General features: G+C 57.9%; 25 protein-coding genes. 6 read left to right on the plus strand and 19 right to left on the minus strand.

The annotated features are described in order from the left end of the window. Positions 1-9: 9 nt before the first annotated feature. Positions 10-3,636, plus strand: a complete 3,627-nt coding sequence (locus PHT20_RS05620) for a UvrD-helicase domain-containing protein (protein ID WP_301019778.1) — start codon at positions 10-12, stop codon at positions 3,634-3,636. Further along, entirely contained in the window at positions 3,636-5,555 is a 1,920-nt protein-coding gene (recD, locus tag PHT20_RS05625; RefSeq protein ID WP_301019779.1) for an exodeoxyribonuclease V subunit alpha, read from the plus strand. Before PHT20_RS05620 ends, recD begins: the two co-directional genes overlap by 1 nt. A 152-nt stretch (positions 5,556-5,707) precedes the next feature. Here recD and PHT20_RS05630 read toward each other — a convergent pair whose 3' ends face one another. The 6 genes from PHT20_RS05630 to mltG are packed head-to-tail and all read right to left on the minus strand — an operon-like array spanning position 5,708 to position 10,261. Further along, positions 5,708-6,370, minus strand: coding sequence for an ankyrin repeat domain-containing protein (locus PHT20_RS05630; RefSeq protein ID WP_301019780.1), 663 nt, complete (start codon positions 6,368-6,370; stop codon positions 5,708-5,710). Positions 6,371-6,384: 14 nt separating this feature from the next. Then, complete coding sequence (locus tag PHT20_RS05635; RefSeq protein WP_301019781.1) at positions 6,385-7,179, minus strand: TatD family hydrolase; 795 nt, start codon at positions 7,177-7,179, stop codon at positions 6,385-6,387. A gap of 11 nt (positions 7,180-7,190) precedes the next feature. Next, positions 7,191-7,562 (minus strand): PilZ domain-containing protein, encoded by a 372-nt coding sequence (locus tag PHT20_RS05640; protein WP_301019782.1) that lies wholly within the window; start codon positions 7,560-7,562, stop codon positions 7,191-7,193. A gap of 13 nt (positions 7,563-7,575) precedes the next feature. Further along, positions 7,576-8,559 (minus strand): DNA polymerase III subunit delta', encoded by a 984-nt coding sequence (locus tag PHT20_RS05645; RefSeq protein ID WP_301019783.1) that lies wholly within the window; start codon positions 8,557-8,559, stop codon positions 7,576-7,578. After that, positions 8,556-9,263: a dTMP kinase gene (gene tmk, locus PHT20_RS05650; RefSeq protein WP_301019784.1), complete on the minus strand. Its 708-nt coding sequence runs from the start codon at positions 9,261-9,263 to the stop codon at positions 8,556-8,558. Before tmk ends, PHT20_RS05645 begins: the two co-directional genes overlap by 4 nt. An 11-nt stretch (positions 9,264-9,274) precedes the next feature. Beyond that, on the minus strand, positions 9,275-10,261 hold the full coding sequence (gene mltG, locus PHT20_RS05655; protein ID WP_301019801.1) for an endolytic transglycosylase MltG: 987 nt from the start codon (positions 10,259-10,261) through the stop codon (positions 9,275-9,277). A gap of 56 nt (positions 10,262-10,317) precedes the next feature. Between mltG and PHT20_RS05660 the strand changes: the two genes are divergently transcribed. Continuing rightward, a complete protein-coding gene (locus PHT20_RS05660) occupies positions 10,318-11,247 on the plus strand; it encodes a folate-binding protein (RefSeq protein ID WP_301019785.1) in 930 nt (309 codons plus the stop codon). A gap of 42 nt (positions 11,248-11,289) precedes the next feature. Here PHT20_RS05660 and PHT20_RS05665 read toward each other — a convergent pair whose 3' ends face one another. The 5 genes from PHT20_RS05665 to dnaX all read right to left on the minus strand — a co-directional run bounded on the left by PHT20_RS05665 (position 11,290) and on the right by dnaX (position 15,717). Then, a complete protein-coding gene (locus PHT20_RS05665; protein WP_301019786.1) occupies positions 11,290-12,243 on the minus strand; it encodes an alpha/beta hydrolase in 954 nt (317 codons plus the stop codon). Positions 12,244-12,330: 87 nt separating this feature from the next. Then, the gene (locus PHT20_RS05670; protein WP_301019787.1) at positions 12,331-12,744 is read right to left on the minus strand and encodes an MAPEG family protein; all 414 of its coding nucleotides are present in this window, start codon (positions 12,742-12,744) and stop codon (positions 12,331-12,333) included. Positions 12,745-12,761: 17 nt separating this feature from the next. Next, entirely contained in the window at positions 12,762-13,352 is a 591-nt protein-coding gene (recR, locus tag PHT20_RS05675) for a recombination mediator RecR (RefSeq protein ID WP_300086763.1), read from the minus strand. Beyond that, positions 13,352-13,684: a YbaB/EbfC family nucleoid-associated protein gene (locus PHT20_RS05680; protein WP_300086760.1), complete on the minus strand. Its 333-nt coding sequence runs from the start codon at positions 13,682-13,684 to the stop codon at positions 13,352-13,354. The genes recR and PHT20_RS05680 overlap by 1 nt, the downstream gene beginning before the upstream one ends. A 77-nt stretch (positions 13,685-13,761) precedes the next feature. Next, positions 13,762-15,717: a DNA polymerase III subunit gamma/tau gene (dnaX, locus tag PHT20_RS05685; protein ID WP_301019788.1), complete on the minus strand. Its 1,956-nt coding sequence runs from the start codon at positions 15,715-15,717 to the stop codon at positions 13,762-13,764. Between the two features lie 127 nt (positions 15,718-15,844). Between dnaX and PHT20_RS05690 the strand changes: the two genes are divergently transcribed. After that, on the plus strand, positions 15,845-16,102 hold the full coding sequence (locus tag PHT20_RS05690; RefSeq protein WP_300088519.1) for a type B 50S ribosomal protein L31: 258 nt from the start codon (positions 15,845-15,847) through the stop codon (positions 16,100-16,102). Between the two features lie 97 nt (positions 16,103-16,199). Beyond that, positions 16,200-17,957, plus strand: coding sequence for a hypothetical protein (locus tag PHT20_RS05695; RefSeq protein ID WP_301019789.1), 1,758 nt, complete (start codon positions 16,200-16,202; stop codon positions 17,955-17,957). Here PHT20_RS05695 and phoR read toward each other — a convergent pair. The 7 genes from phoR to PHT20_RS05730 form a co-directional block, all read right to left on the minus strand. Then, positions 17,923-19,248: a phosphate regulon sensor histidine kinase PhoR gene (phoR, locus tag PHT20_RS05700; protein ID WP_301019790.1), complete on the minus strand. Its 1,326-nt coding sequence runs from the start codon at positions 19,246-19,248 to the stop codon at positions 17,923-17,925. The genes PHT20_RS05695 and phoR overlap by 35 nt on opposite strands. Before the next feature lie 18 nt (positions 19,249-19,266). Then, entirely contained in the window at positions 19,267-19,980 is a 714-nt protein-coding gene (gene phoB, locus PHT20_RS05705) for a phosphate regulon transcriptional regulator PhoB (protein ID WP_301019791.1), read from the minus strand. Beyond that, positions 19,977-20,678 carry a phosphate signaling complex protein PhoU gene (gene phoU, locus PHT20_RS05710; RefSeq protein ID WP_301019792.1) on the minus strand — a complete coding sequence of 234 codons (702 nt, stop codon included), beginning with the start codon at positions 20,676-20,678 and terminating at the stop codon, positions 19,977-19,979. The genes phoB and phoU overlap by 4 nt, the downstream gene beginning before the upstream one ends. 15 nt (positions 20,679-20,693) lie before the next feature. Continuing rightward, positions 20,694-21,488: a phosphate ABC transporter ATP-binding protein PstB gene (gene pstB / locus PHT20_RS05715; protein ID WP_301019793.1), complete on the minus strand. Its 795-nt coding sequence runs from the start codon at positions 21,486-21,488 to the stop codon at positions 20,694-20,696. 24 nt (positions 21,489-21,512) lie between these two features. Further along, complete coding sequence (gene pstA / locus PHT20_RS05720) at positions 21,513-22,436, minus strand: phosphate ABC transporter permease PstA (protein WP_300082652.1); 924 nt, start codon at positions 22,434-22,436, stop codon at positions 21,513-21,515. Next, positions 22,436-23,407 carry a phosphate ABC transporter permease subunit PstC gene (gene pstC / locus PHT20_RS05725; RefSeq protein ID WP_301019794.1) on the minus strand — a complete coding sequence of 324 codons (972 nt, stop codon included), beginning with the start codon at positions 23,405-23,407 and terminating at the stop codon, positions 22,436-22,438. Before pstC ends, pstA begins: the two co-directional genes overlap by 1 nt. A 102-nt stretch (positions 23,408-23,509) precedes the next feature. Then, positions 23,510-24,511 carry a PstS family phosphate ABC transporter substrate-binding protein gene (locus tag PHT20_RS05730; protein WP_300082646.1) on the minus strand — a complete coding sequence of 334 codons (1,002 nt, stop codon included), beginning with the start codon at positions 24,509-24,511 and terminating at the stop codon, positions 23,510-23,512. Between the two features lie 176 nt (positions 24,512-24,687). Between PHT20_RS05730 and PHT20_RS05735 the strand changes: the two genes are divergently transcribed. Then, positions 24,688-26,193, plus strand: coding sequence for a Ppx/GppA phosphatase family protein (locus PHT20_RS05735; protein WP_300082644.1), 1,506 nt, complete (start codon positions 24,688-24,690; stop codon positions 26,191-26,193). 11 nt (positions 26,194-26,204) lie between these two features. Here the strand turns inward: PHT20_RS05735 and PHT20_RS05740 are convergent, their stop codons facing one another. Then, positions 26,205-26,537, minus strand: coding sequence for a hypothetical protein (locus PHT20_RS05740; RefSeq protein ID WP_301019795.1), 333 nt, complete (start codon positions 26,535-26,537; stop codon positions 26,205-26,207). Positions 26,538-26,692: the final 155 nt, after the last annotated feature.

Consider the following 26,692-nt stretch of genomic DNA (forward strand, 5'->3'; position numbering starts at 1 on the left):
GAAATTTTGTTGCCCACCCCGCTCAACCCCCTGACACTGCCACTGACGGGCTTGCAACTGATTGAGGCCTCGGCGGGTACCGGCAAAACCTGGACGCTGGCCGCGCTCTATGTGCGCTTGGTGCTGGGGCACACGCCTGGCGCCAGCCAGCCCGGTGCAGCGTTGTACCCGCCCCAAATTTTGGTGATGACCTTCACCGAAGCCGCCACCGCCGAACTGCGCGAGCGCATTCGGGCTCGGCTGGCACAGGCGGCCAAGTTTTTTCAAAAAGGCCAGGCCTCAGGTGCTGATGACTTTTTAAAAACCCTGCGTCAGCAGCTTGACCCCACCAGTTGGCCGGAATGCGCCGCCCGGTTGGATTTGGCCGCGCAGTGGATGGACGAAGCCGCCATCTTCACCATCCACGGCTGGAGCAGCCGCATGCTCAAAACCCATGCCTTTGACAGTGCCAGCCTGTTCACTCAAACCCGTGTCGAAGACCCAGAGCAGCTCAAGCTGACCGCCGTGCAAGACTACTGGCGCCAATGGTTTTACGGGTTTGACGAAACCACTTTGGCCGCGCTAGACGGTCTGGCCGACACGCCACAAGCGCTGCTGGCTAAACTCAAAGACCGCTGGCGCGATGCCGAGCGTGCCCCGGCCACTGACACACCCAGCTTGACCGCGCCTGATGAGGTGTTGGCGGCATGGGCGGCTTGGCAGCAACAGCGCACCCCCCTTGAAGCCAAGGCGCGCGCAGCCTGGACCGATGACATTGCCCGCGCGGTGAACCAAGCCAAAGACCAAAAACAACTCAAAGGCTATGCCTCCAACCACCTGCCTGGCTGGCTGGTGCACATGGCCGAGTGGGCGCAAGGGGCAGACATTGCGATCAACACCCTGGAGCGTTTCACCAGCAGCACGCTGCAAGCCAAAGGTTGGGTCGGGGCACAGCACATACCTGCCTTTGACCTGCTGCAAACCCTGCATGATCACTTGGCGCAAGAACCCGCGGTGGCTGAAACTCTGCTGGCACACGCCGCGTTTGAAGTTCATGCCGCATACCAGCGCGCCAAGCAGCAAGCCGCCCAATTTGATTTTTCAGACCTGCTGCAAAACCTGTACCACGCGCTGCACCAGCCAGACGACCGGCTGGCCAGCGCCATTGCGGCCCAGTACCCGGTGGCTCTGGTCGATGAATTTCAAGACACCGACCCCTGGCAGTTTGGCAGCTTGAATAAAATCTATAGCACTTTACGCTTGCTAGACGGGCGCTCTGGCCTGATGATGATTGGCGACCCCAAGCAAGCCATTTACAGCTTTCGGGGCGCAGACCTGGCCACCTACCTGCGCGCCCGGTCTTTGGCACAGGGCATTTACAGCCTGAGTGGCAACTACCGCGCCACCAGCGGCTTGGTGCAAGCGGTCAACCATATTTTTCAACACGCCAGCCAGCCGTTTGGTGACGTGCCTTTTGAGCCGGTGAGCGCCTGCAACCCCCAGGTGTTGCCACTGCTGGTTAACGGTCAGCCCCAAGTGGCCATGACGGTGTGGCACCTGCCGTTTGACAGCACCCCGCGCAAGGGCGACGCGTTGGCCGACATGGCCGCCGTCTTTGCCAGCCAGATGGTGAGCTTGTTGCACACCGGTGCGGCTGTGCCGGGCGAGATGGCTGTGCTGGTGCGCAACCGCTATGAAGCCGCCGCCATGCGCACAGCCTTGGCAGCGCGCGGTGTGCGCAGTGTGTATGTGTCAGAGCGCGACAGTGTGTTTGGCAGCGATCAAGCGCTTGACCTGTGGCGCATTTTGCGAGCCGTGGCCGCCCCCACCAACACCCGGCTGCTACGCGCTGCGCTGCTGACCCGCTTGATGGGCTTGAGCTGGCAGCAGCTCGATGCCTTGCTGACCGATGAGGTGGCGTGGGACGCGCAAGTCGAGCGCTTTCTGGGTTGGCAACAGCTCTGGCGCAACCAGGGCGTGCTGCCCATGCTGCACCGCTTGCTGCACGAGCAAGCCTTGGCGCCACAGCTGCTGGGGCAAGGTGCCGCCGGTGAGCGCGCCCTGACCAATGTGCTCCACCTGGGTGAGCTGCTGCAGGCGGCCAGCACCCAGCTGCAAGGCGAGGGCGCTTTGCTGCGGCATTTGGAGGCGCAATTGCGCCGCCCCGAGGTGAATGCCGATACCGCCCAACTGCGCCTGGAGAGCGATGCCGAACTGGTGCAAGTGGTGACCCTGCACAAGTCCAAGGGCTTGGAGTACCCCCTGGTGTTTTTGCCCTTCATGTCGCACTTCACCGCAGAGAAATCTACCAGCACCCGCCCTGATGAAGAGCGTCTGAGCGAAGACGTTCGCCTGTTTTATGTGGCGCTGACCCGTGCCCAGCGCGCGCTGTGGCTGGGCGTGACACCGGTGGCGGGCGATGTGCATGGCAAAACCCTGCGCCCCCAAAGCGCGCTGTCACTGCTTTTGGGGCGCAAAACGTCAGACGACTTGGCTGACAGGTTGAACCATTGGAAAAGCGCGCACATCAGCGTGCTGCCCGCACCCGCCGCCAGCGACGGTATCTACCAGCCCAGCACCCCCGCAAAGCCGTGGCAAGCCGCACGGGTGGCGCAGCGCGTGCTGCGACGCGCTGGCTGGAGCGCCAGCTTCAGTGCCCTCACGCGTGAGCTTGATGCCCGCGCTGCAGGCAGCGTGCAAGACGACCGGTTGCAAGACGCCCAACTTGACAGCGCCGCCGTTGACCTGCCAGCGCCGCAGCCACCAGACCAGTCGCCAGAGCTGTTTGCGCCAGTGCTGGCTTTCAATGCCTTTCCAGCCGGTGCGCACTACGGCACGCTGTTGCATGAACTGATGCAATGGCAAGCCGAGCATGGCTGGCCGGTTGCCGCATCGCCGCACGCAAGGGCTGGGCACGCCAGCCACAGCGATGCTGGGCACAACCCCACTGCTGTTGAGGCTGCGGCTGCACTTGAGGGTGCTGGCGAAGGTGAAACGAGTGCCATGCAGGCCGCCTGGCTCAAGCAGCTTGAACGCGCCAGCCAGCGTGCCGCCTTGGACGAGGCACAAACCTGCTTGCTGACCGAATGGGTGTGCCAAATTTGTAAGCAAAATTGGCCTCTAGCGCTTATGAATAAAGCACAAGCAGCTATTAATTTAATATCAATCAAGCCTTCAGATTGTTGGCCTGAAATGGGCTTTACCCTACCAGTGCAACGGCTTGAGACTGTCTGGCTGGATCACCACATCTGCCAAGCCGTGTGGCCGGGTTGGCCGCGTGAGGCCTTGAAACCGCGCACCCTGCAGGGGCTGCTGACCGGGGTGATGGACCTGGTGTGTGTCATTCAAGGCAAATATTACGTGCTGGACTACAAGTCCAACCTGCTGCCCGACTACCTGCCCAGCACCTTGAACCAGGCCATGCGGCAGCACCGCTACGACGTGCAAGCCGTGCTGTATGTGCTGGCGCTGCACCGTTTGCTGAAGGCCCGCATGCCTCACAGCTACGACTTTGACCAGCACATGGGCGGGGCGCTGTATTGGTTTGTGCGCGGCGTTGACCAGCCTGGTGTGGGCATGCTGAGCGTGCCCACGCCGCAGGCGTTGATAGCGGCGCTGGATGCTCAACTCAGTTTTCATGGGGCAGGAGAAGGATGATGACTTTATTGGCTTTGCTTGAACCCATCGAACCGGCGGCCAGCGGCTTGCCCTTGACTGCGCTGGACATGGCTTTTGCGCAGTTTTTGCACCAGGCGCAGCCCAGCGCTGACCCGCGCCATGTGCTGTTGGCCGCGCTCACCAGCCACCAATATGGCCGTGGTCATGCTTGTCTGGATGTGTCCCTATTGGCTGAACGCGGTGTGGCTGTGCTCGGCTGGGCATCAAGTTTGCAAGCCTTTTTGCCCGAAGACCTGGCCGCTGGGGCAGCCAGTTTGCCCTGGATTCACGGCACTGCCAGCCCGCTGGTGCTGGCGGCTGGGCGGCTGTATTTACGGCGCAATTGGCAGGCCGAGCAAACCATTCGTGCCGCCATCCTAGCCAGGTTGACCCAACCCATGGCGGTGCCAGGCGGGTTGGCCGAGTCACTGAACAGCTTGTTTGACGCGTCAACTGCTACCCAGCCCGACTGGCAAAAGGTGGCTTGTGCCCTGGCTGCCCACGGGCGCTTCACGCTCATCACCGGCGGCCCCGGCACGGGCAAAACCACCACGGTGGTGCGACTGTTGGGCTTGTTGCAGTCGCAGGCGGTGGCTGCGGGCAAGCCGTTGCGCATTGCCTTGGCCGCACCCACGGGCAAGGCTGCCGCCCGGTTGGGGGAGTCGATCGCGCAAGCAGTGCAACACCTGCCCCCACAGATGCAGGCGCACATTCCCGCGCAGGCGCAAACCCTGCACAAATTGCTGCACCAGCGCTCTAGCACCCAAACCGGTGCCCCGCCCGCGCTGGCCTTTGATCTGGTGGTGGTGGACGAAGCCTCGATGATTGACCTGGCCTTGATGGCGCGCCTGCTGGTGGCCGTGCCACCGCAAGCCAGCCTGATTTTGCTGGGCGACAAAGACCAGTTGGCCTCAGTCGAGGCGGGTGCGGTGCTGGGGCAACTCTGTGCCGGGGCAGAGCAGGGGGCTTATTTACCCGAGACGGTGCAGTGGGTCAGCACGCACAGCGGGCAAGACCTCAGTGCCTGGGCGGGGCAAGGCTCACGGCTGGCGCAGCACACCGTCATGCTGCGACAAAGCCGTCGCTTTGCTGCTGAGAGTTTGATTGGCCAGTGGGCGCGCGCAGTCAATACCGGACAGCGTGCAGAGTTAGAGCGGTTATGGCAAGCCACGCCTGTGGCTTGTCAACCCGCAGCGACGGTCGATGAATTCCAGGCTGATCTGCACCTTCAGCCCATCCCAGCCGTCACCCGGCTGCAGCCAGCGTCTGCGCGCGCGGCTGATGTGGCGGGCTTGGCACAGCGCGGTTGGCAGCAGTGGCTGACGCAGTTAAAGGCTTTAGGCACGGGTGGACAAGCGGCCAAGCAGGCAAAACAGGCCAATTGCAGCGATGTGCAAGCGCTGGCTTTGCTGGCGGCTTTTGCCCAATTTCAGGTGCTGTGCGCGTTGCGCGAAGGTGCCTGGGGCGTGACTGCCATGAACCGCACCTTGAGTCACGCCCTGGGGTTTGCGCCCGAGGGCTGGTTTGCGGGTCGCCCGGTGATGGTCACCCGCAACGACTACCACCTGAACCTGATGAATGGTGATGTGGGACTGTGCCTGCCACGCGCCAAGGGGCTGCGTGTGGCCTTTGCGCTGGGCGACACCGTGCGTTGGGTGCTGCCCAGTCGGCTGGATGCGGTAGAAACCGTGTTTGCCATGACAGTGCACAAATCCCAGGGGTCTGAGTTTGAACATGTGGCCTTGGTGCTGCCCGACGTGGCCAGCCCAGTGCTGACCCGTGAACTGCTCTACACCGGCATCACCCGCGCCAAACAACGCCTTACGCTGGTGGTGCCTCAAGCCGGGGTGCTGAGACAGGCCGCCCAGACACAAATTTTGCGCAGTGGTGGGTTGTTTTTTGAGAGCTTGGCGATTTGAGACTTTTCAGTCTCTACGTCATGGATGAGTTGGATAGGTTGAACTGATTGCTGCTCATGTGATATTGATCACCACATAACTTAACATAATATACATCGTATAAAGTCAAATAAAGGTCACAGATCAACGGATTCGCTTTGAAATCAGCATTCTCACCAAGTCCCTTTAGGCTGCCTGCCACGAATGAACGCAGCAATCAATTCCGCAGACTGTTGACGCTGGCCGAGCCGTGCAAAGTCTATGGCCGTCAAACCTAAATCGTTCTTCAAGGTTGGGTCGGCGCCAGCTTCCAGCAGCAACTTCACGGCCGACTCGGTGCCGTAGCGTGCCGCCATCATCAGCGGCGTGCTGCCGTTGGGCGACGCAGCGTCGATGTAAGCGTTTTCTTCCAGCAGCAGATTCATCACCGCCACATGGCCGCTGGTGGCGGCATAGTGCAAAGGCGCCCAGCCGGTTTTGTTGACATCAGCGCCTTTTTTGATCAGCAACTGGCACAGCGCCAGCTCGCCCTTGAGTGCAGCGAACATCAGCGGACTTTCATCCGCAGCGCTGCGCACTTCCACCTTGGCGCCGGTTGCGTTGGCCAGCAAGGTGGCCACTTTGAAAGACGACGCTTTCACGGCCAGCAGCAAGCCCGGGGTGCCTTTAGGGTCAACCGTGTTGGGGTCAAAACCGCGCAACAAGAGCGTCACCATGCGGGCTTCGTCGTCTTGGGCAATGGCGGTAAAAAAGTCGTCGTAAGAGCCCGCATGCGCAACAGAATAACCAATGAAAACAAATAGGTATAAAAGTTTTTTAAAGTGATGAGTGATCATTTTTAACTCAGCTTTCAAACCGTCACGCCTGTGAACAAGGCCTCAAAATTGCGGCTGGTGTGCTGCGCCATGGTCTCTAGAGACACCTGTTTGACTTGCGCCAACTGCGCTGCAACCAGCGGCACATAAGACGGGTTGTTGGTTTTACCGCGGTGCGGCACCGGTGCCAAATACGGGCTGTCGGTCTCAATCAGCAAGCGATCGAGCGGCACAGTGGCAGCCACATCCCGCAGGTTTTGCGCACTCTTGAAGGTCAAAATGCCAGAAAAAGAGATGTAAAACCCCATCTCAAGGGCTTGGCGCGCTACATCGGCATCTTCGCTAAAGCAGTGAAACACGCCCCCGGCACTGCCAACCGAGCCATCTTCGCCCTCTTCTCTCAATATCTGCAAAGTGTCTGCAGCGGCTTGGCGAGTGTGGATGACCAGCGGTTTTTGCAATTGCCGCGCAGCGCGAATATGGATGCGAAAGCGCTCCCGCTGCCAGTGCATGTCTGCCACCGTGCGGCCATTGAGTCTGAAATAGTCCAGGCCGGTTTCACCCACGCCCACCACGCGCGGCAACGCACCCAGCGTCAAAAGTTCTTGCAAGCTGGCCTCTCGAACCCCTTCGTTGTCAGGATGAACGCCCACTGTGGCCCAAAAATTGTCATAGGTCAGCGCCAAGTGATGCACCGCAGGAAACTCCTCCAAGGTGGTGCTGATGCACAGCGCACGGCTCACCTGGGCTTGCGCCATGGCTTGCCGAATCGCTGGCAGCTCGGCCATGAGCTCGGGAAAATTCAAATGGCAATGGGAATCTGTGAACATGGCAGTCAACCTTACAGCGTTTGGGTGGGGCGCTCTGAACCCAGTTGTGGGCCCAAAATCTCTTCAATGCGCAGTTTCAATGCCGCACACTTGTCGTCGGTCGGAAACACAATGCCAATACCCTGGGTGCGGTTGCCCGCAGCCTTGGCCGGGGTGACCCAGCCCACCTTGCCGGCCACCGGATAGCGCTGAGGGTCGTCTGGCAAAGACACCAGCACATACACCGCATCGCCCAAATGGTAGTCGCGGGCATTGGGAATGAACAAGCCGCCAGTGGCAAAAATGGGCATGTAAGCGGCATACAAGGCCGCTTTTTCCTTGATGTTGAGCTGAATGACGCTGGGGCGCGGTGCAGCAGGTGCGGGGTGATGGGCTTTGTTCATGGTGCTATCAAAATCAGGGTTTCAGTGCCAACTGCGCTTGGCTGACAAAGGCTTCTTGCATCAAACCCGCGTTAAAAGGGTGCTCTACGGTGCGCATGGCTTGCGACAAGGCTTGGCTCCAGTCGGTCAACTTGCGCCAACTCTGCGCCTTGGGTAAATCTGCGGCTTCAAAAAAACGTGGGCTGGCACCGCTGCGTACGGCCAGCAGGTCGTGACATATTTTGTGCAAGGCATCCAGCGTTTGCGCCGGTGTCCAGTCCTTGAAGACGGCCACGTCGCCGCCCTGCACGGCACGTGGCAGGCGTGGCCACCGGTCGGCAATGGGTGCAAATTGCAATGCATCTTGCGGCCTGCCGCCGGCAGCGCGCAGCATCACCCGAGCTTGCGCCGCAGGCACGCCCTGCCCTTGCAGCCACGCCAAGGCAGTGGGCGCATCTGGCCACAGCAGGGTGTGACCCAGGCAGCGGCTGCGAATGGTGGGCAGCAGCTGGTGGGCGGCATCGGTGGCCAGCACAAATTTCACATCGCCCGGCGGCTCCTCCAGGGTTTTGAGCAAGGCGTTGGCGGTGTACACATTCATGCGCTCAGCTGGAAACACCAGCACTGCTTTGCCATGGCCACGGGCGCTGGTGCGCTGTGCAAACTCCACCGTATCGCGCATGGCTTCCACGCGGATTTCCTTGCTGGGTTTGCGCTTCTTGCTCTCAATTTCATCATTGGCTTTTTCGCCCAAGGGCCAGCCCAGCGCCAGCAGCGTGGTCTCTGGCATCAGCACACACAGGTCGGCGTGGGCATGCACGGCAATGGCGTGACAACTGCCACACTGGCCGCACGCACCGTGTGCACTCGGGCGCTCACACAGCCAAGCGCTGGCCAATGCCATGGCCAGCTCAAATTGCCCCAGCCCCGAAGGCCCAGCCAGCAGCCAAGCATGGCCACGCTGCGCCAGCAGTTGCTGCGTTTGGCTGGTGATCCAGGGGGCGGTGGTGGCTGTCATGGGGCTGGTGTTGTCAAAGATGCCGAAGTCAAAGTCTCTTCAGCTGCTGATAGAGCCAGCTGCAACCCGGTTTTGCCAGCCACCGCCGCCAGCACATCGCGCCACACGGCTGAGCGGCTTTGGTTGGCTTCAATGCGGGCAAAGCGCATGGGGTCAGCCGCAAAACGCGCCTGATAGCCCTGTTGCACTTGGGTGAAGAAGTGGCAGCTTTCGGCTTCAAATTTGTCGGGGGTGCGGGTGCCAGCCAGCCGCTGTGCGGCCAAGTGCGGCGCCAGGTCAAACCACAGGGTCACATCGGGTTGTCTGATGAAATTGGCCTCTAGCCCTTGTTTGGTCTGCACAAGCTGCTCTAAAAAAGTAAGCGTTTTCAGATCAAAGCCACGCCCGCCGCCTTGGTAGGCAAAAGTGGCATCGGTAAAGCGGTCGCACAGCACCACCTCGCCACGCGCCAAGGCGGGCTCAATGACTTGCTGCAAATGGTCGCGCCGTGCGGCAAACACCAGCAAGGCCTCGGTCATGGCGTCCATGGCGTCGTTCAGCACCAGAGCACGCAGTTTTTCAGCCAAAGGGGTGCCGCCGGGTTCCCGGGTCAGGGTGACCACCCTGCCCTGCGCTCGAATGGCCTGTGCCAGAGCGGCAATGTGGGTGGATTTGCCGGCACCGTCAATGCCTTCAAAACTGATAAAGAGTCCGCTGGGGGTCATGGTCAAAGGCCTTATCGGCCGCGCTGGTAGGTGTTGACTGCCCGATTGTGCGCGTCAAGCGTGTCGCTGAACTGGCTGCTGCCGTCGCCACGCGCCACAAAATACAACGCACGGCTGGTGGCGGGTTGTGCGGCGGCCAGCAACGCGGCCTTGCCGGGCATGGCAATTGGGGTGGGCGGCAAACCGGTGCGGGTGTAGGTGTTCCAGGGGGTGTCGGCCAGCAGGTCACGGCGGCGCAGGTTGCCGTCAAACTTGTCGCCCAGGCCGTAAATCACGGTCGGGTCGGTTTGCAGCGGCATGCCCAAGCGCAGCCGGTTGGCAAACACTGCGGCCACCATGGGGCGGTCGCTGGCGCGGCCAGTTTCTTTTTCCACAATGCTGGCCAGAGTCAGCAACTCAGCGGGTGACTTCAGTGGCAAGGTGCCCACGCGCTGCGCCCAGGCATCTTGCAAGTGGTGATCCATGGCGCGCAGGGCACGCGCCAACACTTTGAGGTCGCTGCTGCCTTTGGCAAAAGTGTAGGTATCGGGGTAAAAACGGCCTTCCGGGTGGTGGCCTGCTTGACCCAATTTTTCCATGATCAAACTGGCCTCTAGCGCTTGTGAATCATGCGTGAGGTGCTCTTCTTTTAAAAGTGCTGCGCGCACCTGCTTGAAGCTCCAGCCCTCCACCAAGGTGACGGATTTCAAGGCCTCTTCGCCGCGTGTGAGCATGCCCAGCAAGCTGCGCGGCGTGGTGCCAGCGGCCAGCTCGTAGCTGCCCGCCTTGATTTGGCGGGCTTGGCCAGACAGGCGAAACCACCAGTAAAGCAAGGCGGGCGAAGTGTTGACACCGCTGTTGACCACCTCTTGCGCCACGCCGCGTGGGCTGGTGCCGGGTTCAATGGACACGTCCACGGTGGCGGTGCGCAGATCCAAGTCTTGGTGCAGCCACAGCCCGCCCCAGCCTGCTATGACCAACATCACGACCAAAACCACCGCCATCAGTGCACGAAACATCTTCACCACAACCCTGTTGCCTTCTCGAATTTGAAGCGCGCATGATAATTCACCCCATGCAAAACACACTTGAAGGCGTAGCCCCGCTGACCACTTTTGGGCTGATTCGTGCGCAAGGCCCAGATGCCGCCAAATTTCTGCACGGCCAATTCACCAACGACTTCTCTCTGCTGGGCTTGTCTGAGGCACGCTTGGCAGGCTTTTGCAACGCCAAAGGCCGCTTGCAAGCCAGCTTTGTGGGCTTCAAACGCAGCCCGACCGACATTCTGCTGCTGTGCAGTGCCGACCTGCTGGCCGCCACCTTGAAGCGCTTGAGTATGTTTGTGATGCGTGCCCAGGTCAAGCTCTCAGACGCCACGGCCGACTTCTCGGTCTACGGTCTAGCTGGTGCAGTCGCTTTGGAAGCTACCAAAAGCAGAGCTATTGACGCAAGCAATGCCTGGGCTAAAGCCGATTTTGATGACCAACATCTGATCACGCTTTACCCTGCAGAAGGCACGCCCCGCGCGTTGTTGATTGCCCCAGCACCAACCCCAGCCCCCGCAGGCCAGCCCCTCAGTGCGCAGCTGTGGGCTTGGGGCGAAGTGCGCAGCGGCATTGCCACCGTGAGCCAGCCTATTTTTGAAGCACTGGTGCCGCAAATGCTCAATTACGAGTCGGTGGGCGGGGTCAATTTCAAAAAAGGGTGCTATCCCGGTCAAGAGGTGGTGGCACGCAGTCAGTTCAGAGGCACGCTCAAACGCCGCGCTTACCTGGCGCACGCCGATGTGGCGTTGCACGCTGGCCAAGCGCTGTTTGCGCCAGACGATGCCAGCCAACCCTGTGGCCTGGTGGTGCAAGCAGCAGCCGCACCCAATGGGGGTTTTGATGCCATTGTGTCGATGCAGATCAGCGCCTTTGAAGCCGGTGGCGTGCGTGCTCAGTCTGCCCAGGGGGCTGTGCTGGCCTTGTCTCCCGCGCCCTACCCGTTGCTGGCCGATATTTGAGCCCCGTGAACATCACGCCACGGCCTAATTTTCACCCCCCCATCAGCGCTTGAATGCCTCACGCAATGCACGCGCTGCGTCTTGATGTGCTTGGCGCGCGGCGGCAATCACCCGCCCCATTTTGATGAACTCGTGGGTCACCCCGCGGTAGATTTCCAGGTCAACCGCCACCCCGGCGGCGCGTAATTTGTCGGCATACAGCACACCTTCATCCACCAGCGGGTCGCACTCGGCCAGCCCCAACCAGGCCGGTGCCACGCCCTCAGCGTCTTCGGCCAGCAAGGGAGCAAAACGCCAGTCTTCACGCTGGGTGTGGTTTGGAATGTAGAGGTCAAAAAAGTAAGCAATGTGTGCCGCCTCCAGCACAAAGCCTTGGCCAAAGGTTTTGTGCGAGGGCGTGTCGGCGTGTGCGGTGGTGCCGGGGTAAAACAGCAGTTGCAATGCCAGTGGCACACCCACGTCACGCGCTTGCAGCGCACACGCTGCAGCCAGCGTGCCACCGGCGCTGTCACCCCCCACGGCCAGGCGAGTGGCGTCTAGCCCCAGCGTTTGGCCATGTTGCGCCAGCCACTGCAGCACGTCCCAGGCGTCTTCAAACGCGGTGGGAAAACGCTGCTCTGGTGCCAGCCGGTAACCCACTGAGAGCACCGCACACTGAGCCAGGTGGCTCAACTGCCGACACAACGACTCATGCGTGGCCGTGCTGCCAAGGGTAAAGCCGCCGCCATGCAAATAAACCAACACCGGTAACGCCTCTTGCGATGGCGCCACCAGGCGCACCGGCACCTCAAAGCCGTCACGCGCCTTGACGGTGAAACTCTCCACCCGCGCCATCGGCACCAGCGGCAAGTCAAGCACCCCGGCGTTGGCCTCGTAGTGCGCGCGTGCCTGCTGGGGCGTCAGCGCATGCAGCGGAACCTGCCCGGCACGCGCCATGCGCTCCAGCACGCCATGCATGGCGGGGGTGAGTTTGGCGCGCGGGTTACGGTGGGGCATGGGTGTTTTGAAAAATTGATGCGCCTTGCTACGGCGCTGGGTTCTGGGCTTGGGCGAGAAGACAGCGGCTTTACAGTGCTTGCCACCTTAGCGATAACCAACAAACAAAATGGCCACATTCATGGCCAAGGCCAACCCCCACACCATGCTGCGCAGATTGGCCAAATTAGCCACGTACATCAAGATGTACACCAGCCTGAGCACCACGTAAACAAAAGCCAAGAGGTCTAAGCGGGTTTGGTAGGCACCCAATTGGTGCGCAATGACCACTGCGCCGATGAAAAACGGCAGGGCTTCAAAACTGTTGGCTTGTGCGGCATTGGCGCGCGCACGCCAGTCGGTTTGCTGCGCCAACCAGGCGCGAGGATTGTGGTTGTCAAAACCGCCGTCTCGCCGGGGTTTGCTGAAGGTGCCCCATTTGGCCAAACCGGCACAAAAGATGGGTAGCAAGGCAGCCACCAGCACACACCAATAGGCCAAAGTAAAGCGGGCAACGGTCATGGCATCCTCTCTCAGTTTCAGCGCCGATCAACTAGCGCATGGGCAATGGTGCCCAAATCGACATATTCAAGTTCGCTGCCCACAGGCACACCACGTGCCAAGCGTGTCAGGTGCAAACCACGCGCCTTCAGCCCTTCACTGATGGCGTGCGCCGTAGCCTCGCCCTCGGCTGTGAAGTTGGTGGCCAAAATCACTTCTTCAACGGTGCCATCAGTGGCACGGTCAAACAGCTTTTTCAGACCAATGTCATGCGGGCCAATGCCATCGAGGGGGCTGAGTTTGCCCATCAATACAAAGTAAAGGCCTTTGAAGGCGCCGGTGCGCTCAATGGCCGACTGGTCAGCCGGCGTTTCCACCACACACAGCTTGGTGACATCGCGGCGCTCATCCAGGCAAGTGGCACAGACTGTGAATTCGGTGAATGTGTGGCAGCGCTCGCAGTGTTGCACCGCTTGTGCTGCATGCGCCAGTGCGTTGGAGAGCTGTTGCGCACCTGGGCGGTCATGCTGAAGCAAGTGAAAGGCCATGCGCTGCGCAGACTTCACCCCCACGCCTGGCAGCCGCTTCAAGGCTTGCACCAAAACCTCAAGCGCGCTGGTGTCAGACATCAGAACGGAAATTTCATGCCACCTGGCAGGCCTGGCATGCCAGCGGTGATCTTGCCCATTTTTTCAGCAGAAGTTTCTTCAGCTTTGCGCACCGCAGCGTTAAAGGCTGCGGCCACCAGGTCTTCCAACATGTCTTTGTCGTCTGCTAGCAAGCTGGGGTCGATGGTGATGCGTTTGACATCGTGCTTGCAGGTCATGGTGACTTTGACCAAGCCCGCGCCAGACTCGCCGGTGACTTCAATGCTGCCCAGCTCATCTTGGGCTTTTTTCATGTTGTCTTGCATGGCCTGCGCTTGTTTCATGAGGCCGGCGAGTTGTCCTTTGTTGAACATGGAAGTTTCCTTATTAAAAAATCAAGTGAAGGGAGTTTGTGCGCAACCATCAACGCGGTGGGTGCAAAAAGATCAATTCAAACCGCAACGGCAACAGATTTGATACTACCGGGGACAATTTTCGCCCCAAAATCCCGCATCAAGGTTTGCACCAGGGGGTCATCAAAAACGATTTTTTCTGCCACCAGTTGAGCCGCTTCGGCGGCAGCTGCCTGCCGCTTGGCGGGGCTGTCGGTGATGCGCCCGACCTCGATAACCAGCTTGACGGGAAAACCCGCCGTTGCCAGTGCCGCTGCCAAGCGCTCCCGGCTACCTGGCTGATTGAGCGACTCGCGCTCCACGCGCAGCAGCCATTGATCAGCGTCACGCGCCACCAATTGGGCTTGCAAGGCCAGTTCACGCACCATGGCGGTGATGGCCTCGCTGTCAATGAGCGACTTCACGGTGTCTGACCAAAAATCGCCCTCTGGGCTCACAGCCAAGGTGTTGGGTACCCGCACCGGCGGCACATCACGACTTGACACTGGCCTCTCATGCACCTGAATTGCTTCAATATTTGTAGCTGTTAGCGCATTATCTACATGGTCTAGAGGCTGATTTTTTATATATTTCTCAACCACCTGAGCTGGCTCGGTTGAAGCACTTGACGGTGCCCGATCAGCAGGCGATACGCCTGGATGCATCTCATGCACAGGCAAGCGCTGACCGGCTGGCATGGCTCTAGGTGCGGGTGCCGTGGAAGCCATTGCCTGCGGTTGGGGATGAACCCGCTCTGCTTGACCTGACTGGGTTGGGCTGGCTAACTGAGCTGACTGGGGCTGCGCTGGCTGAGGCGGAGCTTGGTGTTCGGCCGGTGGCAGCCTATGAGCTGCTTCAGGCGCTGCGCTAGCACCCAATTTCAGTGTTTTTTTTTCCTGTAGGTCTGACTGCGCGTTGGGCTTGAAGGCCAGCAAACGCAGCAGCACCATGGTCAGCGCGGCATATTCGTCTGGTGCCAAGCCCAGCTCGGAGCGCCCGTGCAGGCAAATGCTGTAGAGCAACTGGGTTTCATCAGCGGGCATCAGCGCGGCCAACTGGGCTATGTCTGCGGCTTCGGGGTCGTCATCATCCACCGCCAAGCCCGGCACAGCTTGCAACACGGCCATGCGTTGCAGCACGGCACTCATTTCTTCAAGGGTAGATGCCGCGCTCAAGCCATGCGTGCGCAGGGCTTCAGAGGTTTCAACCACGGTTTTGCCATCCCCATGCGCCAGCGCCTGCAGCAGCCGAAAAACATAACTGCGATCCACACTGCCCAGCATCTGGCGCACCAGTTGTTCAGCCAACACCCCCGAGCCAAACGCAATGGCTTGGTCGGTCAAGCTCAAGGCATCGCGCATGGAGCCGCGTGCGGCACGCGCGAGCAAGCGCAGCGAGGGCACATCAGCGCTGACATTTTCAATGGCCAGCACTTTGTGCAAATGCTCGCGGATGGTGTCGGGTGCCATGGGGCGCAAATTGAACTGTAAACAGCGCGACAGCACGGTCACCGGGACTTTTTGCGGGTCGGTGGTGGCCAGGACAAATTTCAGATACTCAGGCGGTTCCTCCAGCGTTTTGAGCATGGCGTTGAAAGCGGTGTTGGTGAGCATGTGCACTTCGTCAATCATGAACACCTTGAAGCGCCCTTGCACCGGCTTATAAACAGCCTGCTCCAGCAAGGCTTGCACTTCGTCGACACCACGGTTTGAGGCAGCATCGAGCTCGGTGTAATCAACAAACCGGCCGCTATCAATGTCGGTGCAGGCCTGGCACACACCGCAAGGGGTGGCGGTGATGCCACCTGTGCCATCGAGACCCTGGCAGTTGAGCGATTTGGCCAAAATACGCGAGACAGTGGTTTTGCCCACACCCCGCGTGCCGGTGAACAGGTAGGCGTGATGCAAGCGCTGGGTGGTGAGCGCATTCGTCAGGGCTTGCACCACGTGGTCTTGCCCCACCATTTCGGTGAAATTGCGGGGACGGTATTTGCGGGCAAGCACTAGGTAAGACATAGGCTGGCATTCTAGTGGTGGAGACACCCTTATAATGCACGGTTTTTAGCGAAAAGTACGAGCAGCTTTGAATTGCGCAATGGGTTGTGCAAGGGCTGGCGCGGCTAACGCAACTGATGGAGAACACATGAAAGAAGGCATTCACCCCAATTACCGCGAAGTTTGTTTCCTGGACTCGTCCAATGGTTTCAAATTCGTGACCCGTTCTTGTGCCAACGCCAAGGAAATGATCAAAATGGAAGATGGCCGTGAACTGCCCCTCTTCAAGTTGGATACCTCCAGCGAATCTCATCCTTTCTACACCGGCACACAAAAATCTGTGGACAACATGGGTGGCCGTGTGGAGCGCTTCCGCAACCGTTTTGGCAAAACTGCTGCCAAGTAAGCGCGTCTAAGCACCCTGTCAAAGGCAGCCGGGTTAGCCCGCGCTGCCTTTTTCTTTGGCACGCTTCCTCAATCTCATCCTTTCGTTTCGATTTGTTGTGAATCAACCCACCCCTGCCATCGTTGGCCAAAAGGCTGTCAAACGCTTGCCACGTCTGGCTTTGCTGTTGTTTTGCCTGGCGTATGTGTTGCCTGGCTTCATTGGGCGCGTGCCCTGGAAGTCAGATGACATCACCTCTTTTGGTTACATGGCTGCCTTGGCTCAGGGTCACGCTGCTTGGATGAACCCGACGTTGGGCGGACTGGTGCCAGAGGTCGACGCCCTGCTGCCCTACTGGCTGGGCGCCTGGAGCATGCAGTTGGCCCCAGCCTGGGTGGCACCAGACTTGGCGGCACGCTTGCCGTTCATGCTGCTGCTGCTGTTGTCAATGGTCGCCACCTGGTATGGCACTTACCATTTGGCACGCAACCCCGCAGCTCAGCCAGTGGCCTTTGCCTTTGGTGGCGAAGCCAATCCCACCGACTACGCCAGAGCCATTGCCGACGGTGCTGTGCTGGCCTTCATTGCCTGCTTAGGGTTGGCGCAACTGGGTCATGAAACCACCCCTGCTCTGGCTCAGCTGTGTTTCAGCGCCTGTTTTTTTTACGCAGGCGCGGCACTGCCTTACCGGCTGTGGATGCCAGGAGTCAGCGCCGGCTTGGCACTGCTCGGCTTGTCGCTTTCAGGTGCACCCAGCTTGGCTGCAGTACTGGGGCTGGGAACGGCGGCCTTGTACATGCGGGCGCCCTTGGCACCCGATGCCTCCCCTTTTCATACCCGCCGCCGCGCCGCCGGGCTGCTGATCATGACGTTGGCCACCGCCCTGCTGGCCACACAGTTGCATCTGTGGCGCTGGCGCATTGACTTGCCGCAAGCCAGCTGGACGGAATGGCAAAGTCTGGGGCGGCTTTTTCTGTGGTTCACCTGGCCTGCATGGCCGCTGGCGGTGTGGACGCTGTGGCGCTGGCGTCGTCAGTGGCTCAGCACGCGCATGGCTGGCATGCACCTCTGGTTGCCTATCGGGTTTGTGGCAGTGGCCAGTGTGGCCACACTCACCACATCGGCGGCTGATCGCTCGCTGTTGTTGGCACTGCCGGCACTGGCAGCGCTGGCAGCGTTTGCACTACCCACTTTGGGGCGCAGTGTGGGCGCCTTGATTGACTGGCTGACCCTGATCTTTTTCTCTGGTTGTGCACTGGTGATTTGGGTGGTCTGGTTTTCGCTTCAAACAGGTGTGCCAGCTCAGCCTGCTGCCAATGTGGCAAGACTGGCACCGGGCTTTGTGCACAGCTTTTCCTATCTTTCATTTTTGATAGCTGTCGCAGCAAGTCTGGCTTGGGTTGGATTGGTGAAATGGCGTGTAGGCAGACACCCCGCTGCGATTTGGAAAAGTTTGGTGTTGCCCGCAGGAGGCTCGGCACTGAGCTGGCTGTTGCTGATGACACTGTGGCTGCCTTTGCTGAACTTTGCCCGCAGCTATGAGCCCCTGGTGCGGCAAGTGACCCAAAATTTGCCAACCACCCCAGGTTGCGTGAGCATGTTGGGGCTTTCACGCAGCCAGATCGCAGCGTTTGAGTTTCACAGTGATCTGAAGCTGGTGACTTGGCAAGCCAACACGCGCTGCACCTGGCTGATAGCCAACCTGAACCTGATGCCCATGTCTGATGACACCGAATGGTCAATGAACTGGCAACTTCAACAAAAGTTGCGTCACCCGGCTGAACGCAAAGACAGTTTGGGGTTGTATAAAGCGCTGCCCACGTTGGCACAAACCCCAGGTGTTACACCACCCGAAAAGCGGGAAAAGTCAAACTGAATTTAGACCCCTTCCCAACCACGCTTTCGATGCTCAAAGTTGCTCCATGGCGCTGCGCGACATGTTTGACAATGGCCAAGCCCAAACCCGTTCCACCAGTTTCGCGTGATCGACTGCGGTCTACGCGGTAAAACCGTTCTGTCAAGCGACCTATGTGTTCGGGTGCAATGCCAGGCCCGCTGTCTGCCACAGAAAATTCCAAACGCCCGTCTGGTAACCGTTGCAAGCACACTTTGATGTGCCCCTCCACTGGGGTGTAGCGCACGGCATTGCTGATCAAATTACCTAAGGCACTGTGCAACTCACTGGCCACACCCAGCAAATCACCGTTGAAAGTAGACTCAAATTCAAAGTGATGATCGGTCTGCGGCGTCTCCCCCATCACTTGAGACAAAGAGCGGGCATCAGACTCAAGCTGCTGCATCAATCTAGGCACAGACACCCGCAGTTCCAAACCCGGCAATGCACTGCCTTCAAGTTTCGAGAGCGTGAGCAAGTCGCTGACAAGGGTTTGCATGCGCAGTGCTTGTTGTGCCATCAGCGTCAGATACTGCTGGCGCTCAGCTTCATCAAGCTGCAGGGTTTGCAGGGTCTCGACAAAACCGCCAAGCACGGTCAGCGGCGTTCTAATTTCGTGAGACACATTGGCCACAAAATCACGGCGCATGGCCTCGGCTTGCTCTAGCGCAGTGATGTCGCGCGACAGCAGCAATTTGCGCCCTTTGCCATAGGGATGAAGTTGCACAGACAGGGTCACAGGTCTGGAGGGCAAACTGTCACGCCCTGCCATGGTCAACTCTTTTTGATAGTCACCACGCGCCAGGTAAGCGGCAAACTCGGGCGCACGAACCAAATTACCCACGGTTTGCTGCAAGTCACGCTCTACATCCAAGCCAAAATGTGCAGCCGCGGTTTGGTTGCACCACTCAATGCGCGCCTCGCCATCTAGCAACATGACCCCGTTGGGGGAAACCTGCAACGCAGACAAAAAGTCTTGCAACCGATTTTTATTGTTTTGAGATTTGCGCTCCCGCTCGCGCAGCATTTTTTGAATGCGGGTCGTGAGATCGCCCCATAGCCCAACTCGCACACCGACAGCAGCTGATGAGTCCAGCCGCAGCCATTGCTGAAACTTGACCAACGCCAAACCATCAAGCACAAACCAGAGCAAAGCAGCCATCCCCAGAGCCGCTTCGACAGCCTCCGAGCCAGGCCAGTAATGACCCACCCCAAGCCCAACAAGCAAACCTGCCAGCAAAAAAACCGACAACTGAACAAAACGGCTAAGCATTCACTTTGGCAGGCGCAGTTAAACGGCCGCTTGCTTTTGCGGCGCAGTTTGAAGCGTCAGGCGGTAACCCGCGCCCCGCACAGTGTCAACCATCGCCCCCGCGGCGCCCATGGCCTCGCGCAGGCGTTTCACATGCACATCCACGGTACGCTCTTCAATGTACACATGGTCACCCCACACTTTGTCGAGCAACTGTGCTCTGCTTTGCACGCGCTCGGCATGCGTCATCAGGTAATGCAATAACTTGAATTCAGTGGGACCGAGTTTTAACGCTTCTTCAGCAAATGTGACGCGGTACGTGCTGGTATCAAGTGTCAAATCCCCCACTTTGACCGCCCCTGCATCTTGCTCAGGGGCACGGCGGCGCAAAACCGCCCGAATGCGCGCCAGCAGTTCTTTGGTTGAAAAGGGCTTGGCAATGTAATCGTCAGCACCCGCATCCAAACCCGCGACACGGTCAACCTCATCACCACGCGCTGTGAGCATGATGATAGGCACAGACTTGGTGCGCGGGTGGGCACGCCAGCGTTTGGCCAAGGTCAAACCACTCTCACCTGGCAACATCCAGTCCAGCAACACCACATCAGGGACAGCAGAATCCAGCTCTGCCTGCGCTGTGGCAGCATCCATAGCCCACACCGGGCGAAAACCACTGTGCTTGAGATTGACAGAAATCAGCTCGGCAATGGCGGGTTCATCCTCCACAACCAGCACCACAGGCACACGTCTCATTTCAGCGCTGACTCAATTTCATCCAATGAACTGTGCCGGACATCTGCACCTTTGACAATGTAGATGATCAGCTCAGCAATGTTTTTGGCATGGTCACCGATGCGCTCCAGGGCTTTGGCCAAAAACAGCAAGTCCAGACTGGGCGAAATCATGCGCGGGTCTTCCATCATGTAAGTGATGAGTTTGCGCACAAAGCCGTCAAATTCCTGGTCAATCAGGTCGTCTTCTTTCAAGATGGACAATGCCGTGGCCGTGTCCAAACGGGCAAAAGCGTCCAACGCTTTTCTAAGCAGTCCAGAGGCCAAATCAGCCGCCACACGCAGCTCAGTGGCAGGCAAAGAACGCAAATCACCACTTTGAATGATGGATCGCACCATGCGCGCAATTTTGGCAGCCTCGTCACCCACCCGCTCCAAGTTGGCAGTGGTTTTAGAGATGGCAATCAACAGTCGCAAATCGCGCGCGGTGGGTTGACGCCGAGCAATGATGCTGGAGAGATCACGGTCAATGTCCACCTCCATGGTGTTGACTTTGCGCTCTGTGGCCGTCACTTCATTGGCAGCTTCCACACTGAACTGAGACAGTGCGTAGACGGCCTGGCGAATTTGCGACTCCACCAAACCGCCCATTTCCATGACGCGGGTCGAAACTGAGCCGAGTTCGGTGTCGAATTGGCTGGAGAGGTGTTTTTCACTCATATCAAATCCTTTTTATTAACCGAATCGGCCAGTAATGTAGTCTTCAGTTTCCTGGCGCTTGGGCTTCATGAAAATATCATTGGTGGCACCGTACTCCACCATTTCACCCAAATACATATAAGCCACAAAATCAGACACGCGCGCCGCCTGCTGCATGTTGTGGGTCACGATCAAAATCGTGACCTTGTCTTTGATTTCAGTGATCAGCTCTTCAATGCTGCCCGTGGCAATCGGGTCAAGCGCTGACGTAGGCTCATCAAACAAAATGATTTCGGGGTCTGTGGCCAATGACCTGGCAATGCACAAGCGCTGCTGCTGCCCACCCGACAAATTGGTGGCTGGCTCAGACATGCGGTCTTTCACCTCGTTCCAAATGGCCGAGCCCTTGAGTGCGGCTTCGACCTTGTCCTCAATGTAGGTCGTAGACTTTTCGCCACGCACGCGCAAACCATACGCCACGTTTTCGAAAATTGATTTTGGAAACGGATTGGGTTTCTGAAACACCATCGAGATGCGCATGCGAACCTCAATCGGGTCAACCGAGGCGTCCAGAATGTTGACATCATCAGGGTGAAGCTCAATCTTGCCGTCGTAACGGTGGCCAGGGTAAAGATCATGCATGCGGTTAAAGCAGCGCAGGTAGGTGGACTTGCCACAACCGCTGGGGCCAATCAGCGCCGTGACACGATTTTCATAAACCGGCATCGAGACACCTTTGAGCGCCTTGAAATCACCGTAGTAAAAGTCAAGGTTTTTAGACTCGGCTTTCAGCACGGGCGGTTGATCTGGGTATGTGATGGTTGATGGCATGTTGTAAAGCTCAGTTTGAAAGGGTTACCACTTGATGTTTTTGCGCAAGCGAAAGCGTAGCCAAATGGCCAGGGCGTTCATTCCCAGCGTCAACACCACCAGCACCAGGCTGGCCGCTGCCGCATTGGCCTGAAACGCGGGGTCTGGGCGCGAGGTCCAGTTAAAAATTTGGATCGGCATGACGGTGAAGGGCGAAAAAAGCCAATCGAACATGCCGGCGCCCTCAACCCCCGGCACCGGAGGCAAAAATGCAATGAAAGTAAGCGCCCCAATGGTGATGATGGGCGCAGTCTCACCAATGGCGCGTGACAAGCCGATGATCACACCCGTCAAAATGCCAGGGGTACTGTAGGGCAGCAAATGGTCACTGACCACCTGCCACTTGGTGGCGCCACAGGCATAAGCACCTTCGCGAATCACTTGCGGAATAGACCGCAACGCCTCACGCGTGGTCACAATCACAATCGGCAAAATCAACAAACCCAACGTCAAACCTGCGGACAAAATACTTTGCCCTAAGCCAAAGGTGTAGACAAACAAGCCCAAGGCCAACAGACCGTAAACAATAGAGGGCACGCCCGCCAGGTTGCTGATATTGATCTCGATCACATCCGTGAACCAGTTTTTGCGCGCATATTCTTCCAAATAAATGGCGCTGGCAATGCCTACTGGGATAGCAAACAAGGCCGTCACCAGCATGACAAAAAAGGAACCCACCCACGCTGACAAAATGCCCGCTTGCCCGGCTCTACGAGACGGAAAGTTGGTGAAAAATTCAGTCGTGATGCGGGGTGCACCTTCGATCACCATTTGGCTGAACAAGGCCGCCAGTGTCAATATGGCGAGTGCGATGGCAAGCATACCCACCAGTCCAAACATCAAATCCCAACGCTTGTGTGATTTGATGATGGCGCGCAGCTCGTCAGAGCGTGTCCGTTGCGTACTCATCAATAAGCCTCCCGGTATTTGCGGCGCATCCAATGCCCCAGCAGGTTAAACAACAGCGTGATGACCAAGAGCGTCAAACCCGCTGCAAAAATGGTTTGGTAGCCAATGCTGCCGTGTGGCAAGTCGCCCAGCGCCACCTGCACAATGTAAGATGTCACCGTGGCGGCTGGCTCAAGCGGGTTGAGCGTTAAATTGGGTTGCATGCCCGCAGCCACAGCCAAAATCATGGTTTCACCCACGGCACGGGACACGCCCAAAATGTAGGCAGAAGCAATGCCTGAAACAGAGGCTGGTACCACCACCCGCATTGCGGTCTGGAACCGCGTGGCACCCATGGCATAAGACCCTTCGCGCAAACTCATGGGCACCGTGCGCATGGCATCTTCAGACAAAGACGACACATAGGGAATGATCATGATGCCCATCACCAACCCGGCAGACAAAATATTGAAAGTCGGCAGGTCAGGGTAAATTTTTTGAATCAACGGCGTGATGAACAGCAGCGCAAAGTAGCCATAAATGATGGTAGGTACCCCTGAGAGCAGCTCCAAAACAGGCTTCAAAACTTCGCGAATCCGATGCTCTGCGAACTCAGACAAGTAGATAGCGATCACCGTGCCCAAGGGAATGGCAATCACCAGCGCCACCAGGGAGCTTGACAATGTTCCAGCAAGCAACACCGAAATCCCAAAATGCGCATCGTCAAACAGCGGTGTCCACTGTGAATCAAACAAAAAATCTTTGAACGGCACATGCTGGAAAAAAACCACCGACTCACTGATCAACACATACATGATGCCTAGCGTGGTAAAGACCGACACGCTTGCGGCAAACAACAAAATCAACTCAACCAACTGGTCTTTGCGTTTTCTGGCCTGCTTGATTTTGGCCAACTCGGCCAAGCGGGCAGCGCCAGTTAATCTAATTTCCTTATCCATCACGACATCTCTGGAAGTAAGTACGGCTGTCATTGTAGGTTTTGCCTCATCTTGATGTGTCACTTTTAGGTGCAGCTAGGCGGCGCATAGGTGATGTTCACACACGCGCCGCCTTTGTTTTTTTAACTTAACCGATCAGTTTTTGGCTTCGCGTTTGACCAATTCTTCAATGCTGACGCCGACTTCATTTTTGCCACCAAACACAGTGCCTTTTTTGCCTTCAGCCATGTGTTTCAAATTAGCCTTGTAAATGCCAGCGGGCAAACCCACGTACTTCACTTCATTGGCCATCTTGGCGCCGTTTTCCATGTAGAAGTCCACAAACTTCTTGACTTCAGGTTTTTCCAACGATTTGGCCTTGACGTAAATGAAAATCGGACGTGCCAAAGGCTGGTATGAACCGTCTTCAACTGCTTTGGCACTGGGTGCCACAGCTGGTTTGCCGGGCGCGGCAATCACGGGCAATGCTTTCAACTTAGATGTGTTTTCAGCGTAATACGCATAGCCAAAATAGCCCATGGCATTCACATCACCCGCCACACCTTGCACCAAGACGTTGTCGTCCTCAGAGGCAGTAAAGTCACCACGGCTAGACTTGGCTTTGCCCACAATGGCTTCGGTGAAATACTCAAACGTCCCAGAGTCAGAGCCTGCGCCAAACAACTTCATGGGTTGATCTGGCCACTTGGGGTTGACTTGGTTCCAACGCAACACTTTGCCTTGAGAAGCAGGTTCCCAAATGGCTTTCAATTCAGCCACAGTGGCTTCTTTGAGCCATGTGTTTTTGGGGTTGATGACCACGGTCAGGGCATCAAATGCCACCGGCAGCTCGAAATATTCCACGCCTGCAGCCTTGCAAGCTTCCATTTCTTTGGCGGTGATGGGGCGAGATGCATCAGAAATATCGGTTTCATCGCGGCAAAACTTCTTGAAACCACCACCCGTGCCAGACACACCCACGGTAACTTTGTAGCCCTTGTTGGCTTTTTGAAAATCTTCGGCTATGCCTTCGGTGATGGGGAATACTGTGCTGGAGCCATCAATCTTGACGACCTGTGCCAAGCTGCTCAAGGGCGCTGCGCCTAAAAAAGCCAACGCAGTGGTTGCCAAAATGGTTTTAATTGGGTTTGTCTTCATAAAAATCCTTTGGTTGGTAACGATGTGGAACCGTTATTGATTCGACAAATCGTAATTTAAGACATTCATATGACAACTTTGTGACACACCCGTGCCTTTAACCCGATTCATCAAATTGCACTGGTTGCCACTGTTTCCAGTCGCTGCAGTGCAGCTGAAATGCTATGCTGACACCCATGACAGAATTTTCAAAACCTTCCATCAAAACCAACCGCCTGGCCGCTGTTGACCTGGGTTCCAACAGCTTTCGGCTTGAAATCGGACGCATTGAACACGGCCAGTTTTACCGCACCGAGTACCTCAAAGAAACCGTGCGTCAAGGCAATGGCCTAGATGAAAACCGCAACCTCACCTTTGCTGCCATGCAACGCGGCTGGGACTGTTTGGCACGCTTTGGCGAGCGCTTGGCAGGGTTCACTGAGGATGAAGTGCGTGCAGTGGCGACGCAAACTTTGCGCGAAGCCCGCAACCGTGAAGATTTTTTAGGCCCAGGCATGCAAAAACTGGGTTTCCCCATTGATGTGATTGCCGGTCGAGAAGAAGCCCGGCTGATCTACCAAGGTGTCGCCCAAGCCCTGCCCGACACCCCCGAGCGCCGCCTGGTGATTGATATTGGTGGGCGCTCCACCGAGATCATTTTGGGGCAAGGCCGGGTGTCCAAACACATGGAGTCTTACCGGGTCGGCAGTGTGGCCTGGTCAATGCGCTATTTTTCAGACAACCAGTTTTCCAAGCGCGCCTTTCAAATGGCAGAAATTGCGGCCAAAGCAGTGCTGGACGAAGCTTTCACGTTGTACCCACGCAACCAGTGGGACGTAGCTTACGGCTCGGCCGGCACGGTCAACGCGGTGGTGGATGTGCTGGTGGCGGCAGGCTGGCCCGCGGGCTCGGTCAGCCTTGAAGGTTTGGACTGGCTGCAAGACAAACTGCTGGCAGCGCAAACCATTGACCGGCTGAAGCTGCCCGGCATGCGCGACGACCGCAAACCCATCATTGGCGGCGGCCTGAGCGTGCTGCGCGCCCTGTTTGACCTGCTCGGCATCAAGCAACTGGTGCAAGCCAGCGGTGGTCTGCGTCACGGCTTGCTGCAAGACATGCTGGGCAACGGCCAGCAACACACCGATTTACGCGACCATTCCGTGGCACGCCTGGCGGCCAAGTTTGGCGCAGAACCCGCCCACGGCCTGCGCGTAGGCCAAACCGCCAACCATCTTTTCAAACAAATCGCCTCGGGCGCGGTCGACGAGCGCATCAGCCGCAAATTGACCTGGGCCGCGCAGCTGCATGAAATTGGGGGGCACATCTCTCACAACGAGAGCCACAAACATGGTGCCTATATTTTGGACAACGCCGATGTCATGGGTTTTGCCGTGACCGAGCTCCACAAACTCAGCTTGCTGGTGTTGGGGCATCGCGGCAAATTGCGCAAGCTCGAAGCCAACTTTGACGATGACATGTTCATTCAACAGCTGTTGGTGTTGCGCTTGGCAGTCGCCCTGTGCCACGCCCGGCGCGACCCCCATTTGCAAGGCATCTCGCTGTGCCAAGACCCCAAAAACCGCCGCAGTTTCACCCTGAAGTGTGCGCCAGAGTGGGTCAAAGCCTACCCACAATCAGCCTATTTGCTCAACGAAGAAAGCCTGGCTTGGGAAAAAACACCCTGGTCGTTGGTCATTCTTTAGGGCGAAGAAATTTACGACTTGGGCTTGTCGCTGTGCGACACCTCATAGGCATCAGCCACATAGGCTGGCCCCTTCATCAGCCAGACAATGATGCAGCCAATGGCCACCGTCAGCGCCGCAGTCCAGATGAAAATGGCCAGCCCCAGCATGACAAAGTCGAAGGTCTGGATGTTGTGGGCAATCTCATCCACAGTGCCTTGGTTGAACACCACTCTGGCCAGCCCAGCCACCGCTGCCGGCAACGCCACGCCAGCCAGCAGCACGCTGGGCATCATGCGCAGCAGTCGCACCTCAAAACCGTAGGGTGTGCGCTGATAGCCAAGGAGTTTTTTAAGCCAATTCATGACATGATTTTAGGCAGATAGGGGTCTAGCGAAAATAAGTTGGACAAAGGAGGTTGTGCTGGCAAGTGCAAGGCTAGGCGCAAGCCGCGCGGTGTAGCTGGCTACACCAGCGGGTTGCAACAACGCATTGTGCTTGTCAGCGCGGCCGAACTGTC

Source organism: Rhodoferax sp., from assembly GCF_028715765.1.
Lineage (GTDB): Bacteria > Pseudomonadota > Gammaproteobacteria > Burkholderiales > Burkholderiaceae_C > Rhodoferax.

What these genes read in the sequence shown, in the direction of transcription:
- PHT20_RS05670 (WP_301019787.1), bottom strand. Translation starts at nt 12,744, where the DNA reads ATGACCGTTGCCCGCTTTACTTTGGCCTATTGGTGTGTGCTGGTGGCT.
- mltG (WP_301019801.1), bottom strand. Translation starts at nt 10,261, where the DNA reads ATGTTTCGTGCACTGATGGCGGTGGTTTTGGTCGTGATGTTGGTCATA.
- PHT20_RS05730 (WP_300082646.1), bottom strand. Translation starts at nt 24,511, where the DNA reads ATGAAGACAAACCCAATTAAAACCATTTTGGCAACCACTGCGTTGGCT.
- PHT20_RS05645 (WP_301019783.1), bottom strand. Translation starts at nt 8,559, where the DNA reads ATGACAGCCACCACCGCCCCCTGGATCACCAGCCAAACGCAGCAACTG.
- pstA (WP_300082652.1), bottom strand. Translation starts at nt 22,436, where the DNA reads ATGAGTACGCAACGGACACGCTCTGACGAGCTGCGCGCCATCATCAAA.
- PHT20_RS05690 (WP_300088519.1), top strand. Translation starts at nt 15,845, where the DNA reads ATGAAAGAAGGCATTCACCCCAATTACCGCGAAGTTTGTTTCCTGGAC.
- tmk (WP_301019784.1), bottom strand. Translation starts at nt 9,263, where the DNA reads ATGACCCCCAGCGGACTCTTTATCAGTTTTGAAGGCATTGACGGTGCC.
- phoR (WP_301019790.1), bottom strand. Translation starts at nt 19,248, where the DNA reads ATGCTTAGCCGTTTTGTTCAGTTGTCGGTTTTTTTGCTGGCAGGTTTG.
- PHT20_RS05735 (WP_300082644.1), top strand. Translation starts at nt 24,688, where the DNA reads ATGACAGAATTTTCAAAACCTTCCATCAAAACCAACCGCCTGGCCGCT.
- phoB (WP_301019791.1), bottom strand. Translation starts at nt 19,980, where the DNA reads ATGAGACGTGTGCCTGTGGTGCTGGTTGTGGAGGATGAACCCGCCATT.
- PHT20_RS05635 (WP_301019781.1), bottom strand. Translation starts at nt 7,179, where the DNA reads ATGTTCACAGATTCCCATTGCCATTTGAATTTTCCCGAGCTCATGGCC.
- PHT20_RS05640 (WP_301019782.1), bottom strand. Translation starts at nt 7,562, where the DNA reads ATGAACAAAGCCCATCACCCCGCACCTGCTGCACCGCGCCCCAGCGTC.
- PHT20_RS05740 (WP_301019795.1), bottom strand. Translation starts at nt 26,537, where the DNA reads ATGAATTGGCTTAAAAAACTCCTTGGCTATCAGCGCACACCCTACGGT.
- pstB (WP_301019793.1), bottom strand. Translation starts at nt 21,488, where the DNA reads ATGCCATCAACCATCACATACCCAGATCAACCGCCCGTGCTGAAAGCC.
- recR (WP_300086763.1), bottom strand. Translation starts at nt 13,352, where the DNA reads ATGTCTGACACCAGCGCGCTTGAGGTTTTGGTGCAAGCCTTGAAGCGG.
- PHT20_RS05660 (WP_301019785.1), top strand. Translation starts at nt 10,318, where the DNA reads ATGCAAAACACACTTGAAGGCGTAGCCCCGCTGACCACTTTTGGGCTG.
- PHT20_RS05680 (WP_300086760.1), bottom strand. Translation starts at nt 13,684, where the DNA reads ATGTTCAACAAAGGACAACTCGCCGGCCTCATGAAACAAGCGCAGGCC.
- phoU (WP_301019792.1), bottom strand. Translation starts at nt 20,678, where the DNA reads ATGAGTGAAAAACACCTCTCCAGCCAATTCGACACCGAACTCGGCTCA.
- pstC (WP_301019794.1), bottom strand. Translation starts at nt 23,407, where the DNA reads ATGACAGCCGTACTTACTTCCAGAGATGTCGTGATGGATAAGGAAATT.
- dnaX (WP_301019788.1), bottom strand. Translation starts at nt 15,717, where the DNA reads ATGTCTTACCTAGTGCTTGCCCGCAAATACCGTCCCCGCAATTTCACC.
- recD (WP_301019779.1), top strand. Translation starts at nt 3,636, where the DNA reads ATGACTTTATTGGCTTTGCTTGAACCCATCGAACCGGCGGCCAGCGGC.
- PHT20_RS05630 (WP_301019780.1), bottom strand. Translation starts at nt 6,370, where the DNA reads ATGATCACTCATCACTTTAAAAAACTTTTATACCTATTTGTTTTCATT.
- PHT20_RS05665 (WP_301019786.1), bottom strand. Translation starts at nt 12,243, where the DNA reads ATGCCCCACCGTAACCCGCGCGCCAAACTCACCCCCGCCATGCATGGC.